This is a genomic window from Pseudoalteromonas sp. CO109Y, from assembly GCF_004208935.1.
In the GTDB taxonomy this organism is placed as follows: Bacteria; Pseudomonadota; Gammaproteobacteria; order Enterobacterales; family Alteromonadaceae; genus Pseudoalteromonas; species Pseudoalteromonas shioyasakiensis.
On sequence record NZ_SGPD01000032.1, the window covers coordinates 79,920 to 100,386 of the forward strand.

Consider the following 20,467-nt stretch of genomic DNA (forward strand, 5'->3'; position numbering starts at 1 on the left):
TGATATGCCAGCATTTACGGCCGTTTTAGAGGATTTTTATTTATTATTAAGGTGTAATTCAGCGTAGCGGCTTTTTTATTCATTTATGATTCACCAAAGCGGCAGATGCTAGGATCATTTTCTGTTTATCATGTACAATATGGCTATTCATTTTTAATGCAGATTTGCATTTGGCGATTTATAAATATGCTTAGTTATCGACACTCTTTTCATGCAGGCAACCCTGCTGATGTGCTAAAACATCTTGTTCTAGCTGAAGTTCTTAAATACCAAACAATTAAAGACAAACCACTTGATTATGTGGACACCCACTCAGGTGCTGGCTTTTTTGAACTTGCAGGCAGTGATGCACAAAAAACACAAGAGTATTTAGATGGGATTGCTAAGCTTTGGCAGCATAACAGTGAACACAATGCACTTAATGAGTACATTGAGCTGATTAAATCATTTAACTCAAATGGTAATTTAGATTTTTACCCTGGTTCGCCAAAAATTGCAGAGCACTTTTTACGTCGCCAAGATAACGGTTGGTTCTTTGAGTTGCATCCACGTGACTTAGAGTTACTGCAAGACAACATGAAAGGTAAGCGTTCTATTCGCGTACGTGGTGAAAACGGCTTTCAAGGCTTAATTGGTTTATTACCACCAGCATCACGTCGAGCTTGTGTGCTTATTGACCCTCCATACGAAATTAAAAACGATTACGATACGGTTGTTAACACTCTTGTTAAGGCGCATAAACGCTTTGCAACTGGAACGTACATGATTTGGTATCCGGTTGTAGATCGTGAGCGAATTGACAGAATGGAAGCGGGTTTAATCGCATCGGGTATGCGTAACATTCAGCTTTTCGAGCTTGCAACAGAGGCAGACACCGACGTTCACGGTATGACAGCATCGGGTATGATAGTGATCAACCCGCCATGGAAACTAAAGCAAACAATGGATGCGGTATTACCAGAGCTTGTTTCATTACTAAGCGACAGCAGTGGTTTTTATCGCAGTGAACAGTTAGTTGAAGAATAATTTCTTCAATACAAAAACGCCCAGCAATTGCTGGGCGTTTTTTTTATTTAACTGTTGTTAATTCATATAAGTCGCTGCGAAGGTCGCAAGTGGCTCATCACTATCATCTAACAAGGTTAACTGTTCACCATTGATAGAGTACTTAGCTGTTGCCGCAAGCGCTGCAGACATGGCCGCTTCAATATCCATTTGTGATACACACATTTTTTTGGTGCTTGCTAATGGGTTGAATGTAAGCGTCTGCTCGTTAACCTCGTAACTACCTGAGAAGTTATTACATCCTAAGTGACCATTGGTTGAACCATCGTCTTTAAACTGTACGAAAGGTTCTTTATTTTCAACGGTGATAGCCTCACCGCTGATTATAACTGCTTTCCAATACGTATTGGTCAATGTCACGTCTGGCTTTTTCGCTGATACTTTTGTCACTGTCACCTTGTACACATCACCAGAGGCATCTTCGGCAAATGGATTATTATGAGTGGTGCTGATGTAAAGTAATTTACCTTGATTCTCAATGCGTGCACTCACACTGTAGCGGTGACGGTCAGCAATTTTGCTTTCGTCATACTCAAGTGCCACGTTGTATGGTGGTGCACCATTTAATTCAATTTCTTGTTCGCTGATAACCTCTGCTTTGGCATCCATTTTTGATACATCAGCAAGTTGTACTTTTAATACTGAACCCGGTGGCAGCATGCTGCGGTCTAAATAAATAACCTGAGTATTGAGGGTTTTCATTGTTGATTGCTCAGCTTGTGGTGCGGCAGAGTCTTCACCACAACCTGTTAATACTAAGCTGCTCCCTAAGATCATTAAACTGCATAGAGAAGCGCGTTTGAAAGATGAGATGGTATCCGAAGCCATGATTGTTTCCTTGCGTTTTAGGGTTATGCGTCTTTGTAATTGAATAAGCATAAAGTTCGCTGACTTAATCATAGCTTAATTAACAAAAAATGGGCACTAGGCCCATTTTCTTAATTACGGATTCGCTTTAAAAAGCAAATTGAGTGCTCGTTATTTTTTCACGTATTTGGTTAGAATAACAATGCGTTGACCATCAACACGGCCTTCAATATGTTCTGGGTTGCTCGTTAAGCCAATGTTTCTTACTGCTGTGCCACGCTTAGCAACAAGGCTGCTGCCTTTCACATCAAGATCTTTAATAAGTGTCACAGTGTCACCCGCTTGAAGTACAACACCATTACTGTCGATGTGCTTAATATCGTCATCTTCAGCTAGGGCTGTTTGCGCCCATTTTAACGTGTCTTCTTCAAGATAAATCATATCTAGTGCATCTTGTGCCCAGCCGTTATCAGCAGCTAAGCGCTTTAACATGCGATAAGCCACAACTTGTACAGCAGGAGTTTGACTCCACATGCTGTCATTTAAGCAGTGCCAGTGGTTTGCAGTCAAATCAGCATTGTTTTCGATTTGATCTTTACAAGTTTGGCAAACATAAATGCATTTATCAGAATGAGCCTCTGTAACAGGCGGCACTTCGTATACAGACAGGTTATCTGTAGCGGCACAAAGTTCACATTGGTTATTACTGCGTTCGATTAGGGCTTGTTCAATGCTCATAGGAGGCTCTTTTTAGTTAACAAGGTAAGAAAAACAGCGCGCATTATAGCAAAAGCAGGTCCAAAGCGGAATATCCCTAGTCATTGTAGGGGTATGAATATAATGATTTAGCAAGGCAAACATCTTTCACTATACTTACAACAATAGTAATGTGGAGTTAGCCGCATCTAAGTGAGAAGTAGAATGTCAGAATTAAGTATGGAAGGTAACAAAAGTCAGAGCGTGACTCAGTATATAGCCCGGCAGCCAATATTTAATGCTGATAGAAGTTTATATGCTTACGAATTATTGTATAGGGAATCGAGCGATAATGTTTTTCCGGTAGGCACGAGTGATGGCCAAGCAACGGGGCGACTGTTTTTTAACGCGTTAATGTTGATGGGACTCGAGAAGCTAACGGGTTTTCAACCTGCGTTTATCAACCTATCGACTGACGCTATTTTGGATGACTTCCCTAAGTTGCTACAACCACGCAGTGCAGTTATCGAAATAGTAGAGCGGGCTACTAGCATTCCCAAAGTTGTGAACCGCGTTAAGCAATTAAAACAAGAAGGCTATTTGTTCGCGCTTGATGATTATGATGGCACTGAGAAATGGCAAGATATTTTGCCTTTGATGGATTTTATTAAGCTTGAAGTCACGCAGCCGATTATCAAAACCAACATGATGATCAAAAAGCTTAAACGCAGCCTCCCAGAAACCACTATCATAGTGGAGCGCATTGAAACTTATGAAGATTTTAAGCAACTAAAAGCGGCTGGTTGCGACCTGTTTCAAGGCTACTTTTTTGCCAAGCCAGAGCTTTTAAGTTTTGGTAATGTTGAACCATCAAAAGTTGCCGTGCTTGAATTACTTAACTGTACTGCGCAAACAGATTTAAATTTTGACGCAATTCAACAACGGGTTGCTAAAGATATAGGCCTTACAGCACGCATTTTAAAATTAGTTAATGCGCGTATCAGCAATAGTCAGCAAACAATTCGTTCTATTTCACAAGCGGTTATTTACCTTGGTGAAGACGCGATTAGACAATTTGTACGGGTATTAGCGCTGAGCGAGTTAGGCAATGATAAACCGCAAGAGCTAACTAAACTGGGCTTAACAAGAGCTAAATTTATTGCGCTGATGCTTGAACCTGGTGGTAAAGACCTAGCTGAGCAAGGTTATTTAGTTGGCTTACTCTCTGTTTTAGATGCAATTTTAGATATGGAGCTTGATATCATTGCCAAAGAGTTTTCACTGGGTAGTGAGCTTTCGAGCGCATTGTTAAACTTTAATGGCATGCAAGGTGCGAGCTTACAACTTGTTAAGGCGATGGAAGAAGAGCAATGGCACACAGCCCATGAGCTACTAATGATGATCCGCCCTGCGTCAAAAATGGATGTGGTTTTTCAAGCTATGTACGATGCCCGTGCTTATGCCGATGAAGTGTTCGCAAGCTTATCATCGGTTACAGACTAAAAGCGTAGAGTTCGTTATGATGCGGGCTCTGAGTATTAAAAAGGTTTGTAACTAATGCGTGTTGTTTTTCCAGTACTGGCTATTTTAATTGCCTTGGCGTTACTAATTCCCGGTGTAACCCAGCCTGTGCTCACCCTAGAAGGAAAAATTGATAAATCTAAGCTTGCCAAAACAGGTATTGAAATGATTGCCGATGAAGGCGATCGCAATACCCGTAGTGTGTTAATGATGGCATCAAGCATGTTGGGGCTTGATAAGCTTGAAGGTGAAATAGATGCCTACAAAAAAACACGCAGTATTTGGGGCACCGTGAATGAGCTTGCCAATAACAAAAACTACCTTGTCGCAGCGCTTGTTGCAGTGTTCTCGATTGTTATTCCCACTTTAAAACTCCTAATGCAATTGCTTTATTGTTTCTTACCTGTGAATAGATTTAAGCATTTGCTCGGTCAACTCATACAAGGCCTAAGTAAATGGAGTATGGTCGATGTGTTTGTGATTGCATTGATCGTGTCTTATTTAGCAGGTAATGCCGATGGGCAAATGGGCGAGCTAATCAAAATGCATGCCGAATTGGGGGATGGATTTTGGTATTTTACTGGCTATTGCCTGTTTGCTATTGCCGCCAGCAGTAGCATTAAAATAGATAAACCCTTGTCGAGCGCGTAAATTTCGGGCTACAATTTGGGCAATTAATTTTTAAGGTATGATGATGACGCGACTTTCAAGCTACTTATTGATAGCTATGATGCTGCTCACTTTTGTGGGTCAGTCAGTTGCGTCTGTTGCTATGGTATGTGATATGCCACATGCCAGCATGCAAATGGAACATCATGCTAACATGAGTGCTGACAGCGACATGAGTGATATGGATTGTTGCCATGAAGACGTAATGGATAACAGCGATTGTGCGTGTCCGTTTAATGCCTGTACAGCTCACTCACTCCTGCCGTTAAATGATTTAGTTGTTAAATCAATTAAGCAATCAGAAAAAGTCACCGTGTTAGGCGCCAGCCAGCTTAGTTTCCACGCAAGTTCTTTATATCGTCCACCTATTACTGCTTAAGCAGGATAGGTCTGTCTAAAATTCAGTAAAACGCTGAAATACTCCTTATTCTGCACCCAAAGTCTATTGTTTTTTAACCATTTTTAAGATTTTTGGAGCATGTGATGATTCACAGCAAATTGATTAAGGCGCTTTCTCTAGGCGCAGTATTAATAACCTCAAGTTTAGTGAAAGCAGAGCCGTTGGCACTCAATCAGGTGATTGATTATGCATTGACTCACGAGCCTTGGTTACAAGCAAATAAATACCAGCAACAGGCGATAGAAGCGCAAAGCATTGCGGCCGGTACCTTGCCAGATCCAGTATTAACCGTTGGGCTAATGAATTTACCAACCGATGGCTTTGCCTTTGATCAAGAGGGTATGACGCAATTCAAAGTAGGCTTGTCACAACAATTTAGCCGAGGTGATAGCCTTGCCTTACAGCAACAAGCTTTAAAACAATCGGCTGAGCAATATCCTTGGCTTAGAGCTGACCGCCAAGCACAGGTTAAAGCCATTGTTAGCGAAGCTTGGCTAAATGCCTACCGTGCACAAAAAAGTATTCAACTGATCAACCAAGATAAAGCCTTATTTAATCAACTTATTGATATTACAGAGGCAAGCTATGCCAATACACTTGGTGCGACTCGCCAGCAGGATATTATTCGCGCTCAGCTAGAGCTGACTCGTCTTGAAGATAAGCTGGTGATGTTAGAGCAACAGTTTGATAGTGCCAAAAAGCGACTAGCTCAATGGCTACCTATTGAAATGCTAAACGGTGCCGTGAGCGATGAAAATACCAAGGTGGCTGCACTAATGTCTTATCAAGAGCTTGCACCATCGGGGGTGACTGAAGTGCTGATGAGCCACCCGGCAATTATCGCCATTGATCATGCAATGCGTGCTAAAAACACTCAAGTGCAAGTGGCGAAAGAAGCGTATAAACCGCAATTTGGTATGAACCTAGGCTATGGCTATCGTGATGATACCCCTATGGGGGACTCTCGCGCTGATTTACTCTCTATTGGGGTGAGTGTTGATTTACCGCTGTTTACTGATAACCGTCAAGACCAACAAGTTAATGCGGCAATAGCTAATGCCGAGGCGGTAAAGACCAACAAACTTATTACTCTACAAAAACTGCAAGGTCAGTATTTTAAAGAGCTTAGCCAGTTGAGCCGACTTGCTCAGCGCAAAGCGTTGTATCAACAGCAGCTTTTACCGCAAATGGCAGAGCAGGCTGAGGCGACGTTAAATGCTTACACCAACGATGATGGTGACTTTTCAGAAGTGATGCGTGCACGCATCAGCGAACTTAACGCAAAAATTGATGCGTTGAATATCGAAATAGACAAACAAATAACCCTCGCTCGCCTTAACTATTACGCAGCAGCAAAAGATAACCAAATAAATGCAGCACAAAGCCAAGGAGCTATCAATGAATAATACAGTGAAATTAGTTATCGCCTTGGCGGTAGGTGCGGCATTGGCAACAGCTGTAAATAAATTGGCTGAGCCAGATCATGGAGCTATGCCAAGCGCTGAGAAAAAGCCGCTATATTGGGTGGCGCCTATGGACAGTAATTACCGCCGTGATGAACCGGGTTTATCACCAATGGGTATGGAATTAGTCCCCGTTTATGAGGAGCAAAGTAGCGCTGAAGACAGCCCAGGTACAGTGAGAATCTCACCAGCAGTCGTTAATAACTTAGGGGTAAGAACAGCGCCCGTACGCTTTAAATCATTACAAACGACCGTTGATACGGTTGGTTATGTGCAATACGACCAAGACCAACTCGTGCATATTCACCCTCGTGTCGAAGGTTGGATAGAAACCTTATATGTTAAAGCTGCAGGTGACCAAGTTAAGCAAGGCGAGCCACTTTATACCTTGTATTCTCCACAATTAGTAAACGCACAAGAAGAGTTACTGCTTGCCCTTAAGCGTAACAATGCAGTGCTTATACGTGCGGCAAAAGCACGCTTAGCCTCACTGAATGTTTCTGACGATTTTATTGCGCGATTAGAGCAAAGCCAAAAAGTCAGACAAAACATTACCTTTTATGCCAAGCAAAGTGGCGTATTGGATGAGCTAAATATCCGCGAAGGCTTCTTTGTGAAACCGGGCACAACCATGATGAGTATTGCTCACTTAGAAGAAGTATGGGTCGAGGCTGAAGTTTTTGAGCGTCAAGCGGGGCTTATTCATAAAGGCTTGCCAGTTACTATGAGCTTAGATTACTTACCGGGTAAGCGCTGGCAAGGCAAGGTCGATTATATTTACCCAACCCTTGATGAGAAAAACCGTACCCTGCGCGTCCGCTTACGTTTTGCCAACCAAGATGGCTTATTAAAACCGAATATGTTTGCTGAAGTGAGTATTACTACGAAGCCAACTGAGCCACAATTAGTGATAGCCAAAGAAGCGGTGATCCGCACAGGTAGCCAAGACCGTGTCGTGATTGATTTAGGTGAAGGTCGCTTTAAATCAGTGGCTGTGACGCTAGGTCGTAGTGATAATCATGATGTCGAAATTTTATCAGGCTTATTGAAAGACGATAACGTAGTGGTTTCAGCGCAGTTCTTAATAGATTCCGAATCAAGTAAGAGTTCTGACTTTATGCGTATGCAAGAACCGGATAGTGAGAGCGCAATGGTGAATGGCGTGATCAACAGCATTGACCGTGAAGCTCGCACTGCTGTGATCAGTCGTGAGGCTATCCCTAAGTGGGGACGCGAGGCTGCAACAATGGAATTTCATTTTTCGCCGCGCATCGATATGTCTAGTTTGCAAAGCGATGATGAAGTGCATTTTACCTTTAAGTTGGTAGGCGGTGAGTTTGTGATTTTTGACATCATGACCATGAGCCACCCTATGCAAGGAGAAATGCAATGATAGCTGCCGTGATCCGTTGGTCAGTCGGTAATCGCTTCTTTGTATTACTGCTGTCTTTAATGTTGGCAGGCTTTGGGGTTTTTTCTTTAAAGAATACCCCAGTTGATGCCTTGCCTGACTTATCTGATGTACAGGTTATTGTAAAAACGTCTTACCCAGGACAAGCGCCACAAGTGGTGCAAGACCAAGTAACGTTTCCTATCACTACAGCCATGTTGTCGGTGCCAGGAGCTGAAACCGTAAGGGGCTTTTCGTTTTTTGGTGACTCTTATGTATACGTTATTTTTAACGAAGACACCGACCTTTATTGGGCCCGTAGTCGGGTGCAAGAGTATTTGAGTCAAGTAAGTGCTCGCTTACCAGATTCAGCAAGGCCTGAACTTGGCCCTGATGCAACAGGTGTGGGTTGGATTTACTTGTATGCGCTGGTGGATAAAACCGGTAAGCACGATATTAGCCAGCTACGCAGCCTGCAAGATTGGTTTTTAAAGTTTGAGCTGCAAACTGTGCCGGGCGTATCAGAAGTAGCGTCTGTTGGCGGTATGGTTAAGCAGTATCAGGTGAATGTCGACCCGGATAAATTGCGTGCTTATGGTATTCCGCTAAGTTTAATTCAAACAGCGATTAAGCAAGGTAACCAAGAGCGTGGTGCTTCAGTGGTCGAAATGGCAGAAGCCGAATACATGGTATCGAGCACAGGTTATATTAAAAGTGTCGCAGATTTAGAAGCCATTCCGCTGGGTACTAATGCCAATGGCACGCCACTGCAATTACGTGATGTGGCTGATATAAAACTTGGGCCGCAAATGCGCCGTGGTATTGCCGAACTAAACGGCGAGGGTGAAGTAACTGGTGGTGTAGTGGTGATGCGCTTTGGAGAAAATGCCGAAGCGACCATTAAACTCGTAAAAGAAAAGCTAGAGTCGCTCAAAAAAGGCCTGCCTGAGGGCGTTGAAATCATCCCTGTGTACGACCGTTCAAACCTTATTACCCAAGCGCTTGATAACTTAAGCTCAAAGTTAATTGAAGAATTAATCGTCGTGGCCTTAGTGTGTGTGGTGTTTTTATTCCATATACGCTCATCGATCGTAGCCATTATCACGCTGCCAACGGGCATTTTAACGGCTTTTGTGGTGATGTATTGGCAAGGTATAAACGCCAATATCATGTCGCTTGGCGGGATAGCGATTGCCATTGGTGCAATGACCGATGGTGCTATCGTGATGATAGAAAATATGCACAAGCATATGGAGAAAACCCCTCTGACCGATGAGAACCGCTGGCAAGTCGTGATGGACTCAGCCGCAGAAGTCGGGCCCGCGTTATTCTTTAGTTTATTGATCATCACTGTTAGCTTTATGCCTGTGTTTATTCTTGAAGCACAAGAAGGGCGCATGTTCTCGCCACTGGCTTATACAAAGACTTATGCGATGGCAGCTTCGGCTGGTTTAGCGATTACACTGGTGCCGGTATTAATGGGCTACTTTATTCGCGGTAAGGTTATTTCGGAGCAGAAAAACCCTGTTAATCGCTTATTGGTGGCAGCGTATAAACCCTTATTAAATGCGGTTTTAAAAGCGCCGAAAACAACTCTGTTACTCGCTGTAGTTTTGGCTGCTATTGGTTTTTACCCAGTTAATAAAATTGGTAGTGAGTTTATTCCTCCCCTTGATGAGGGCGACTTAATGTATATGCCAACTACTTACCCGGGTATTTCAATAGGTAAGGCCCGTGAAATCTTACAGCAGACCGATAAGTTAATTGCCAGTGTGCCAGAAGTTGAGTCGGTATTTGGTAAGGTAGGTCGTGCAGACACTGCCACAGATCCTGCGCCGCTTACCATGATCGAAACCTTTATTCAGTTAAAGCCAAAGTCACAGTGGCGCGAGGGTATGACAACCGAGAAACTGAAAAAAGAGCTCGATAATCTGGTTAAGTTCCCAGGGCTTACCAATGCGTGGGTTATGCCAATCAAAACACGAATCGACATGCTTGCCACTGGTATTAAAACGCCTGTGGGGATCAAAGTTGCAGGGCCAAAGCTGAGTGAAATTCAAAAAATCGGTGAGCAAATTGAAGTCATCTTAAAAGATTTACCGGGCACGGCTTCTGTTTACTCAGAGCGTGTTGCCGGCGGCCGTTACATCAAAGTTGATATCAACCGTGAAAAAGCAGCACGGTACGGTTTAAACATTGCTGATGTACAACAGGTTGTTGCTACTGCTATCGGTGGTATGAATGTGACCGAAACTGTTGAAGGGCAAGAGCGTTACCCAGTTAACTTACGTTACCCGCAAGATTATCGCGACTCGCCAGAAGAGCTTAAGTTGTTACCGATAGTGACACCAAACGGACAGCGTATCGCATTGGCCGATGTAGCTCATGTCTTTATCGAAGATGGCCCGCCGGGTATTAAAAGTGAAAATGCCCGCATTAATGGCTGGAGCTTAATCGACATTGAAGGCAGTGATATTGGCAGTTATGTTGAGCGTGCGCAACAAGCGCTGCATGAGCAACTCGAGCTACCTGCTGGTTACTCAATTACGTGGGCGGGGCAATATGAATATATGGAGCGCGCAAAAGCTAAACTCAGTTACGTATTGCCACTCACCTTGGCAATTATTGTGGTGCTGTTATACCTCAATTTTAGAAGCTTTATTGAGGTGGCAATGATTATGCTGACCTTACCGCTTGCTATGATAGGCGGTATTTGGCTGATGTACCTTGAAGGCTTTAACTTCTCGGTTGCTGTTGGGGTTGGTTTTATTGCCCTGGCTGGGGTTGCTGTGGAAATTGGCGTGATCATGCTGGTTTATCTCAACCAAGCTTATCAAGATGCTAAAGCGCAATCAGCGCAGTTTACGGTTACAGAGCTGCGCCAAGCAATCATCAATGGCGCAGGCCTTCGGGTTAGACCTGTGATGATGACAGTTGCCACTATTATCATAGGGTTACTGCCAGTGCTTTATGGCACTGGAACGGGCAGTGAAGTGATGAGCAGAATAGCCGCGCCTATGGTCGGTGGGATGCTAAGTGCCATAGTTTTAACGCTACTTGTGTTACCTGCGCTTTATTTTCTATGGCGTAAACGTTACCTATAAATTTTACAGTCAGTGTGTAACTTGTACGCTTTAACTTGCTGCAAGTTACACACTTTATTTTTAAGATATTGAAAATTAATGAGTTTATTTCTGGTGTGATTTATGCAAAGTCATATTAAATTGATTTTGATAAGGAATGCACATGCAAGTTAAAACAATACAACAAGTTTATGATTGGACCGTGTTATTTCATACTCAAATGGCAGCTAACTTCCACAGTGTTAAAGACTTACTGGACGAGCATAATCAAATGCTGGTGGATTATTACCTGCAATATGAGAAGAAACTGGCAGAAGATCTCGTTGGCTTTAAAGCTATTACAGAAATAAACACGCTTGATACCTATTGCTATGAGTATTTTGCTGAAAACCCAGAGCTAATTACTTTTAACGATATCAGCACAGATCAGCAAATTGATGAAAAGGCGATTCAGGTTTACTTAACCACGCAACACCAAAAAGTAATCGACTTATACGAGTACTTGGTATCGCGAGCTGATACAGAACAAAGCAAAGAAAAGCTCGAACGTTTACTTGAGCTTGAGCATCAAGGCCTTAAGCAAATGATGCAAAGCTCAAACCGTCATATGGATATGTAGTATACCCAAACCACCTCAAGATGCAGAATTCAGCGTTTCACAGGTGCTTAATATCAAGGCGTTACTTTGTAAGAATGGCAGTCCCTTTTAAGAAGTAACAACGATGAGAGTAAGTGCCTGTGAAGCGCCCAACGGGTTGGTTTAAAAGCGATTTATACTGCGTTATTGATCTTAACAATAGAACCACTATTACTTGCAATCAATGCCTTGTCTAAATCGCTTTTAATTCCAACTGAAACTCACATCTTGAGGTGGTTTGGGTATATATTAATCAGCTTAATGAAAATCGAGTAAGAAGCCGACTTTTTTAAGGTATTTTTGCTCTTGCTGTAAGTCAGCTAAAAGCAAGGTATGTTCTTTAAGCCACTTATTGTGAAACTTTAAGAACATACTATTTTGCTTGGCTGTTACCTCAAGTTTAAAACCTTGATCGGTAATACGCTTTTGATTCAGTAGTACCGCTAAGCGCAAAATCACAATAAGTTGCAATATTTCATAATGCTGCATGGTATGCAATGCCGGAAACTCTTCTAAACGAATTTTTTTACGATAAAAACGGATCATGCAACTAAGCAAGGTTTGTTGTTGCTGCGTAAAGCCAGGTAATTGGCTATTCGCAACGATATACGCACTGTGCTTATGTATCCCTGATGAATTAACCCCTAAGCCAATTTCATGCAGCTGCGCGGCCCAATCCAGCAAGTTGATGTAGTCAGGATCGGTAAGTTGCCATGCCTCTTTTACTTGTTCAAACAGCCACTTTGCAGTTGTCGAGACGCGGTTAGCATGCTCTTTATCTATGGCGTTACGCTCAGATAGGTTCGCTATGGTATTAGTGCGAATATCTTTGTGGGCGAGCTTTTGCTGCATTTCATGTAGCAGGCCTTCACGAAGTGAAAAGTCGCTGTATTGCAACGCTTCGATTTTAAACAACCTAAATATCGCAATTAAAATAGCTAAACCACCACAAATACTCACTTGCCGCTCAGGTGTAAGACCTTCAATTTGTAGCGCTTTTATTTGTTTAGCTGCAATAAACTGAGTTTTTAGTTCTAATAATCGCTCTAATGTAATCAGCTCTTGCTCTGCATCGTTAGCATTGATCATGGCAAGGATAGATTTAATAGTGCCTGATGTTCCCACCACAGATTGCCAGCCAGCCGATAAGTAGTTGGCGAAAATCACTTCGAGTTCTTGCTCTGCGCGAACTTCAGCTTTGGCAAAGCGCTTAGCAGTGATTTGTCCATCTGCAAAAAACTGCTTGGTGTAACTAACACAGCCCATATTGCGGCTAGTAAGTAGCTTGTGCTTAAAGTGTTTGCCAATGATGAGTTCGGTACTGCCGCCGCCGATATCAATGACTAAGCGGTTTTCATCGTGATGAATGTAATGGGCAACACCTTGGTAAATTAAGCGCGCTTCCTCCTGCCCCGATATTACTTCGATTGGGTAAGGAAACACTTTACTTGCTTGGGTTAAGAACGAATGAATATTTTTAGCGCGGCGTAATGTGTAAGTTGCCGCCACTTTGACATTCTCAAGGGGGAAGTCCTGCAAGGTAGTAGCAAACTGCTTAAGAATCGCCAGCGCGCGTTCGATTGCTTCTTGGCTTAAATGATTTTTATCATCTAAACCGTCAGCTAAGTAAACGCGCTGTTTTTCTTTGTGTAAGATTTGCAAAGAGCCATCGACCTCTCTTGCCACCACTAAATGAAAACTATTTGAGCCTAAATCAACGGCAGCAATTGAGGGATAATCATTCATTATTATAGTTACTTTCCCATTTCTTAAGGTGGTCATAAATGGCAATTTGCGAGCGAATTTTCTTACGATTGCCGCGGCGCACATAGCTGTTTTTTTGTTCGCTATCGATTATGCGTGCTTTTGTTCTATCTTTAAACTGTAGCTCAAGAATATCAATAATAAGCTGTTTTAATTTTTCATCATAAATCGGTGCGGCTACTTCAACACGGTGATCAAGATTTCGGGTCATCCAGTCTGCCGATGAAATATACACTTTTTCGTCGCCATTATTATGAAACACCATCACCCGAGGGTGCTCTAAAAAGCGGTCAACAATGCTAATAATGCGAATATTTTCGTTAACGGCAGAGGGCACTAACGAACACATGCCACGCACAATAATACGAATTTTCACACCGCGTCTTGCGGCAAAGTAGAGGTGATCAACCAGCTCTTTATCAACAAGGTTGTTTATTTTGAGCGTAATTCTACCAGCCTTACCATGTTCTACATTTGTTATTTCAGCATCAATTAGCGACATAATAGTTTGTCGTGCGTTGACTGGCGAAATCATCAAATGATCAAATTGAAATGGTTTATAGCTGCTTTCGATAAACTTAAACACACTATCGCACTCTTCACTAATGCCCTCAAACTTGGTGAATAAGCTAAAGTCAGTGTAGATTTTGGCGGTTTTTTCGTGGAAGTTACCCGTGCCTATATGGGCATATTTCACTATGTTGTTCTTTTCTTTACGGTGAATAACGCATAACTTACTGTGAACTTTCAACGCAGGAATACCAAAGATCACTTTAACACCAGCATTGCTTAGGGTTTTTGCCCATTCAATATTGTTTTGTTCATCAAAGCGCGCTTTCAGCTCAACCATAACGGTTACGTGTTTGCCATTTTTTGCTGCATTAATAAGCGTAGAGACAAGTCGAGACTGACTCGCAACGCGATAAATATTGACCTTAATTTGGGTTACATCTGGGTCAAATGCTGCTTGGCGTACAAATTCAAGTAAATGGTTAAAGGTGTGATAAGGGTAATACAGTAAAATATCTTGTTCTGAAATGGCATCAAACACACTTGAGTGATTGTTAAAAGCCGTGCTTTGTAATGCAGGCAGTGGTTTGTTTTCTAAGTACTGACGGCCAACATTCGGAAACGCAATAAAGTCGCGGAAATTACGATAGCGACCGCCGGGGATCAACGCATCATGTTGGCTTATATTAAGGCGCTTTTTCATCACTTTAAGCATTTCAGCTGGCATGCTCTCGTCATAAACAAGGCGCACAGGCTCTGCAGAAATACGTTGTTTTAGACCTTTTGACATTTTATCGAGCAAGCCTTCTTCAAGCTCGTCATCTAAATTGTATTCGGCATCACGGGTTAATTTGATGGCATAACATTGAATATCATCAAAGCTAAAAAAGCTGCTAAACACATCGCGAATAAAGTAGGCGATGATATCATCAAGCATCACAATGGTTTTGTGACGGCGCGTTTTCTCTGGTGGTAAAATAACAAAACGAGATACGCGGTCGGTTGGCACTTCCATCATGGCATAATGACTTTTTTGGTTGGTCATCTCGACAAACAAATAGGTCATGGTGTCGTTGATTTGATCTGAGTAGTCTTTCTTTTCAGAGAGTAAAATCGGCAATATGTGTTGCAGCACATTGTCGTGGAAGAATTTTTTCAGCCAACTCAAGTGAAATTCAGATAGCTCCTCAGGTAACTCAACGTGAATATTGTGCTCGTTTAAGTCATTTAAAATGTCTTTATGAATTTGGTTAAACTTTTTACCAAGCTGCAGCACTTTACTTTGGATCTGATGAAGTAATATTTCGTCTTCTTCAAAGTTCGCATCAGGAATTTTATTAAGTAATATGCGGCGCTTTACATCAGCAACACGAACACGGAAAAACTCATCCATGTTGTTTGAGTAAATACCTAAAAAGCGCATGCGCTCAATAATCGGGTTCGATTTATCTTTGGCTTCTTGCAGCACGCGTTCATTAAAAGACAGCCAACTTAGCTCTTTGGCAAAGTAATTAACGGCTTGAGAAGAAGAATGTGATGCGTTCATCTGGTTTTCCAACGTTTATAGCTAGTTAGAATATAGAGGATGCAGATGACGTTTATATGACGTATTTATCACTTTTATGACATACATGTCAGTTATGTGACATGTATGTCATTAATTTTAAAGCTTAGTTTAAGTTTAAATATCCCTATAAACTTGCTTGTTATGCGTCCTCAATATCAACAATTAAGTCTGTGGTAATAGACTCGAGTGCCGTGATTACTTCGTCCTTGTTCATGCCTATTGGCAAAGCGACGGTGGCAACAGCACTAAAAATTGGCACACCCCAGTTAGGTGCACTTTGTTGTTTTGAATTTAGGTGAGTGATATTCGCCCCTTTGTGACGAATAACGCTGGCAAGCTCTTGCACAATGCCAGGTCTGTCGTTGCCAGTAATGACAAAATTGATTTGTTCAGATTTTTCTTCTGAAAGTGTTTCGGCGCCGCGTTCAATTCTGATTTCTAAATACGGCAAACTATGCAATGCGTCTTGCAGCTCTTGCAGGTGCTCTTCAGGTACTGCTGCCTCAATGATCCCTGCAAAGTGACCTGCAAGGTGGCTCAAATTACTGCTTAACCAGTTACCATGATGGTTTAAAATTGTGGCTGAAAGGTCTTCAACTAGGCCGGGTTTATCTGGCCCCAAAATAGTAATTACTAACTGCTTCATACTTATATCTCTATAAAAATGCCTCTGAAAAATGCAATAAAAGGAAGGAGGCGTTGGTTAAAAATGATTCTTATTGTCGAAAAAAATAAGTCATCTTGAGTATTGATGCTGTTTTATTGTTTGTCCAATTTTTTCCATATAGTTATAAAAAATTAGTTATAACAGTTTGTTAGCTTGTCAATTTGGTCGTTATAAATACGCAGAGCAATGTCGCAATTTGGTCATTTTTTAACTTTAAAATACGTCCCTGAAATACTCGCTTTATTACACTGAATTATGACGTTTGTAACATTACTGTCATCTTGGTGAAATATAATGCGCGCAACGTTAAGATTTAAGGGTGTTTTGATGACTTCCAATCCGAATAAACCTACCTTTCATACGGATAGAAGCCGTCTATTTAAAGACAGGTTTGCCAAGTGGGGTATTTCCGCAGGTGGCGTAATGGTGCTAGTAGCACTGCTACTTATATTCTTTTACCTTCTTTATGTTGTTCAACCTATTTTTGAGTCAGCAAAAGTAGATACACGTAACAGTGTAAAACTACAAAATGCGTCAGAAGTTGTGGGTCTTGGCATTGAAGAACAAACAGAAATTGCCTTTTTACTTGGTGAAAAAGGTAATGTGGACTTTTACAATGTTGAAAAAGAGCAATTTGGTAAAAAGATCACCACTCTTAATACAGAATTACCAAGCGATGTAAGCAGCTTCGCAAGCTCTGCACCGTTTCAGGGGCAATACGCATACGGCCTAGAAAATGGCTCTGTGGTTGTGGTTGCGCCAAAATTCTTAGTGACATTCCCGAACAATCAACGCCAATTAACTCCACGTTTAGATTACCCGCTGGGTGATATGGCGCTTGAAGTTGATGAGCAAGGTGCGGCAATCACTAAATTTGCATTTAGCCACTACGAAGATAAAACAGCTGTTGTTGCTTTAACGGCTGACAAGCGCGTTATATTCAGCAGCTTTGTGGGTGAAGAAAACATGTTCACCGGCGAAGTAGAGTGGGTTGTTGAGCGTACTGAGCTTGATATCGAAGGTCGTGTTGATGAGCTATTAATCTCACCAGATACAACACGTACATTCGTGCGTTCAGCAAATCAAATTTACGTATATGATACCCGTTACCCTTCTGAAGTTGAGCAAATTCAACTGCTTGCAGCTAATGAAGAAAACGCGAACCTAGTTTCAACTCAGCTATTAGCGGGTGCAAACTCACTAATGCTTGCTAACGATAATGGCGAAGTATCACAGTGGTTTGAAGTAAACACTGAAAATGGCCGTGAGTTCCAAAAGATTCGTGCATTTGAAACCAGCAAGCAATCGAAACTAAACATTTTTACAGAGTTCTATCGTCGTACCTTCTTCACAGCAGGTGCTAACGGTGAGCTAGGTATTTATTACACAACCAGTGATGCAAAACTGTGGCAAGGTAAAGTAAGCGAAGGTCCAATTCAAAACTTTGCAATTGCGCCACGTTCAAATGCGGCACTTATTCTTGCTGATGACGCGCTAAAAGTAATTGAAATTCATAACGAGCACCCAGAAGTAACTTGGTCTGCTTTGTGGCAAGAAGTATGGTACGAAGGTTACCCAGAGCCGGGCTACATTTGGCAGTCAACGTCTGCAAGTGATGACTTTGAATCTAAGTTCTCATTAGTGCCAATTTCATTCGGTACAATTAAAGCGGCAATGTACGCAATGTTATTTGCGGTACCAATTGCGCTTTCAGCGGCAATTTACACGGCGTACTTTATGTCGAGTGAATTACGTAAAGTGGTTAAGCCGACTGTAGAAATCATGGAAGCATTACCAACGGTAATCCTAGGTTTCTTAGCGGGTCTTTGGTTAGCACCATTAATTGAAGAGCATTTACCTGCGATTATCGGATTATTGGTGTTGCTACCAATCGCTATTTTATTAACGGCATTTGGTTGGAATAAGCTACCGGCGTCAATTCGTCACCGTATTCCTGAAGGTTCGCACTCAATTTTACTTATTCCAGTGGTTATCTTTATTGGTTGGTTATCGTTTGCGATGAGTAACTCAATTGAGCTTTGGATGTTTGACGGCAATGTGCGTCAGTACTTAACCAATGAGTTGGGTATGACGTTTGACCAACGTAACTCACTAGTTGTTGGTATTGCGATGGGCTTTGCTGTTATCCCGACTATCTTCTCAATTGCTGAAGATGCGGTATTCAGTGTTCCTAAGCACTTATCAAACGGTTCATTAGCACTAGGTGCAACGCAATGGCAAACATTGGTTCGCGTAGTATTACTAACAGCAAGCCCAGGTATCTTCTCAGCAGTAATGATGGGTCTAGGCCGTGCTGTAGGTGAAACAATGATTGTACTAATGGCAACAGGTAATACACCTATTATGGACTGGAGTATCTTCCAGGGTATGAGAACACTTGCAGCGAATATCGCGGTAGAAATGCCTGAGTCTGAGGTAGGTAGCTCGCATTATCGCATTCTATTCTTAGCAGCATTTGTATTATTCATATTCACATTCATTTTCAACACAGTGGCTGAGTTTGTTCGACAGCAACTGCGTGATAAATACAGTTCAATGTAGGTGGAGAGACACGACATGGTAAAGCAGTGGTTTAAGTCTGGTTCTCCTTGGATTTGGATGACCGGCGGTGCGGTAAGCATCAGTTTAATCTCGGTTCTTGGCTTACTAGCCATGATTGCTTGGAAAGGTTTAAGCTTTTTCTGGCCATCAGAAGTAGTGCAATTTGAGCTGCAAGGCTCAGTTGAAAAACAAACTGTTATCGGTGAAATTTATGACCGTGAACTAGTTGCAAAATCACGTATTGAGGCGACGGGCGTTGATTTATCTCATTACGATAAAGAGCAACTAGAGCGTTTATTGATTAAAACAGGTAACCGTGAGTACGTAGCTCTAGATTTCCGTTGGGTACTAGAGACAGACATCACATCGCGTACTGCGCCAGCTGAGCTTGCTGTATTCGAGCGTAGTAAAAACGGTAACTTCTACGGTTATGTAGAACAGGTTATTAAAGACGGTGAAGTTATCACTGATAACAAAATCGACGTGCTTTATGATCTTGTAGACCGTGCTGTTGACCTGAATGACCAAGCGTTAGACTTACAAAATGGTGATATTGGTCATATTAACTATGAACTTGAGCGTTTACGCTTAAGAGAAAAGGCATACCAGCTTGATAACGAACTAACCGATGAGCGTGTTGCTGAGCTTGCACAAGCGCGTGCTGAGCTACGTGCAGAGTACACAGTGTTAGAAAAGCAGTTATTTGCGCTTCGTAAACAAGCAAAGCGTGACCAAGTAACTGTAAGAGACATGCGTGGTGAAGTGGTTACTTTACCTCTGTATCAAGTTCTTGATGTGTGGTTCCCTAATGACATGGGCTTCTTTGCTAAGCTTGGTCACTACTTTGTACAGCTTGGTAAGTTTGTAGCAGATGACCCACGTGAAGCAAACACTGAAGGCGGTGTATTCCCAGCGATTTTCGGTACCGTGTTCATGGTATTACTAATGGCAGTGATTGTGACGCCGTTTGGTGTGGTTGCAGCGATTTACTTACATGAATACGCGGCAAAAAATGCCGTGACTAAGATGATCCGTATCGCGGTAATCAACCTTGCGGGTGTACCATCGATTGTATACGGTGTATTTGGTCTAGGTTTCTTTGTATACATGCTAGGTGGCAGCATTGACCAATTGTTCTACCCAGAGTCATCGCCAAGCCCAGTATTTGGTACGCCTGGTGTGATTTGGTCTGCATTAACGCTAGCAATTTTAACGCTGCCTGTTGTTATTGTTTCGACTGAAGAAGGTTTATCACGTATTCCAAGTACGGTTCGTCATGGTTCATTAGCACTTGGCGCAACAAAAGCAGAAACGCTATGGCGTATCATCATTCCGATGGCAAGCCCAGCGATTATGACAGGTTTAATCTTAGCGGTTGCACGTGCAGCCGGTGAAGTAGCACCACTAATGCTTGTTGGTGTTGTTAAGATGGCGCCAACACTGCCACTTGACGGTAACTTCCCATACATACATTTAGATAGAAAATTTATGCACTTAGGTTTCCACATTTACGATGTTGGTTTCCAAAGCCCTAACGTAGAAGCGGCACGTCCGCTGGTATATGCCACGGCATTCTTACTGGTATCAGTAATTATCGCCCTGAATATCACCGCGATTGGTATTCGTAACCACTTACGCGAAAAGTTTAGAGCTCTTGAGCATTAAT

At 42.2% G+C, this 20,467-nt stretch carries 15 protein-coding genes; 10 read left to right on the forward strand and 5 right to left on the reverse strand.

From position 1 onward, the window contains the following. The first annotated feature begins 186 nt into the window (after positions 1–186). Positions 187–1,026, forward strand: a complete 840-nt coding sequence (rlmJ, locus tag EXT43_RS13765; RefSeq protein WP_055020897.1) for a 23S rRNA (adenine(2030)-N(6))-methyltransferase RlmJ — start codon at positions 187–189, stop codon at positions 1,024–1,026. Positions 1,027–1,083: 57 nt separating this feature from the next. Here rlmJ and EXT43_RS13770 read toward each other — a convergent pair whose 3' ends face one another. Together EXT43_RS13770 and EXT43_RS13775 are read right to left on the reverse strand one after the other, a co-directional pair. Continuing rightward, positions 1,084–1,893 carry an META domain-containing protein gene (locus EXT43_RS13770; protein WP_130167220.1) on the reverse strand — a complete coding sequence of 270 codons (810 nt, stop codon included), beginning with the start codon at positions 1,891–1,893 and terminating at the stop codon, positions 1,084–1,086. Positions 1,894–2,043: 150 nt separating this feature from the next. Then, the gene (locus tag EXT43_RS13775; protein WP_058583950.1) at positions 2,044–2,610 is read right to left on the reverse strand and encodes an alkylphosphonate utilization protein; all 567 of its coding nucleotides are present in this window, start codon (positions 2,608–2,610) and stop codon (positions 2,044–2,046) included. A gap of 183 nt (positions 2,611–2,793) precedes the next feature. On the opposite strand from EXT43_RS13775, the gene EXT43_RS13780 reads away from it, so the two are divergent. The 7 genes from EXT43_RS13780 to EXT43_RS13810 all read left to right on the forward strand — a co-directional run bounded on the left by EXT43_RS13780 (position 2,794) and on the right by EXT43_RS13810 (position 11,713). Then, positions 2,794–4,071, forward strand: coding sequence for an HDOD domain-containing protein (locus EXT43_RS13780; protein ID WP_240701504.1), 1,278 nt, complete (start codon positions 2,794–2,796; stop codon positions 4,069–4,071). Positions 4,072–4,125: 54 nt separating this feature from the next. Next, positions 4,126–4,740: a paraquat-inducible protein A gene (locus EXT43_RS13785; protein WP_130167221.1), complete on the forward strand. Its 615-nt coding sequence runs from the start codon at positions 4,126–4,128 to the stop codon at positions 4,738–4,740. 43 nt (positions 4,741–4,783) lie between these two features. Further along, positions 4,784–5,137, forward strand: a complete 354-nt coding sequence (locus EXT43_RS13790; RefSeq protein WP_062566622.1) for a hypothetical protein — start codon at positions 4,784–4,786, stop codon at positions 5,135–5,137. Between the two features lie 104 nt (positions 5,138–5,241). Beyond that, positions 5,242–6,564 carry a TolC family protein gene (locus EXT43_RS13795; protein WP_130167222.1) on the forward strand — a complete coding sequence of 441 codons (1,323 nt, stop codon included), beginning with the start codon at positions 5,242–5,244 and terminating at the stop codon, positions 6,562–6,564. Further along, a complete protein-coding gene (locus EXT43_RS13800; protein ID WP_130167223.1) occupies positions 6,557–8,014 on the forward strand; it encodes an efflux RND transporter periplasmic adaptor subunit in 1,458 nt (485 codons plus the stop codon). The genes EXT43_RS13795 and EXT43_RS13800 overlap by 8 nt, the downstream gene beginning before the upstream one ends. Beyond that, complete coding sequence (locus EXT43_RS13805; protein ID WP_130167224.1) at positions 8,011–11,115, forward strand: efflux RND transporter permease subunit; 3,105 nt, start codon at positions 8,011–8,013, stop codon at positions 11,113–11,115. Before EXT43_RS13800 ends, EXT43_RS13805 begins: the two co-directional genes overlap by 4 nt. A gap of 142 nt (positions 11,116–11,257) precedes the next feature. Further along, entirely contained in the window at positions 11,258–11,713 is a 456-nt protein-coding gene (locus EXT43_RS13810; RefSeq protein ID WP_054563522.1) for a hypothetical protein, read from the forward strand. 276 nt (positions 11,714–11,989) lie between these two features. Here EXT43_RS13810 and ppx read toward each other — a convergent pair whose 3' ends face one another. From ppx to EXT43_RS13825, 3 genes are all read right to left on the reverse strand, one after another. Continuing rightward, positions 11,990–13,477: an exopolyphosphatase gene (ppx, locus tag EXT43_RS13815; RefSeq protein WP_054563523.1), complete on the reverse strand. Its 1,488-nt coding sequence runs from the start codon at positions 13,475–13,477 to the stop codon at positions 11,990–11,992. After that, the gene (gene ppk1 / locus EXT43_RS13820) at positions 13,470–15,551 is read right to left on the reverse strand and encodes a polyphosphate kinase 1 (RefSeq protein ID WP_054563524.1); all 2,082 of its coding nucleotides are present in this window, start codon (positions 15,549–15,551) and stop codon (positions 13,470–13,472) included. The genes ppx and ppk1 overlap by 8 nt, the downstream gene beginning before the upstream one ends. A gap of 160 nt (positions 15,552–15,711) precedes the next feature. Then, positions 15,712–16,218, reverse strand: a complete 507-nt coding sequence (locus tag EXT43_RS13825; RefSeq protein WP_054563525.1) for an ACT domain-containing protein — start codon at positions 16,216–16,218, stop codon at positions 15,712–15,714. Between the two features lie 348 nt (positions 16,219–16,566). Here EXT43_RS13825 and EXT43_RS13830 point away from each other — a divergent pair, with 348 nt between their 5' ends. Next, the gene (locus tag EXT43_RS13830; protein ID WP_063528170.1) at positions 16,567–18,801 is read left to right on the forward strand and encodes an ABC transporter permease subunit; all 2,235 of its coding nucleotides are present in this window, start codon (positions 16,567–16,569) and stop codon (positions 18,799–18,801) included. A 15-nt stretch (positions 18,802–18,816) separates the two neighbouring features. After that, on the forward strand, positions 18,817–20,466 hold the full coding sequence (pstA, locus tag EXT43_RS13835) for a phosphate ABC transporter permease PstA (protein WP_130167225.1): 1,650 nt from the start codon (positions 18,817–18,819) through the stop codon (positions 20,464–20,466). Position 20,467: the final 1 nt, after the last annotated feature.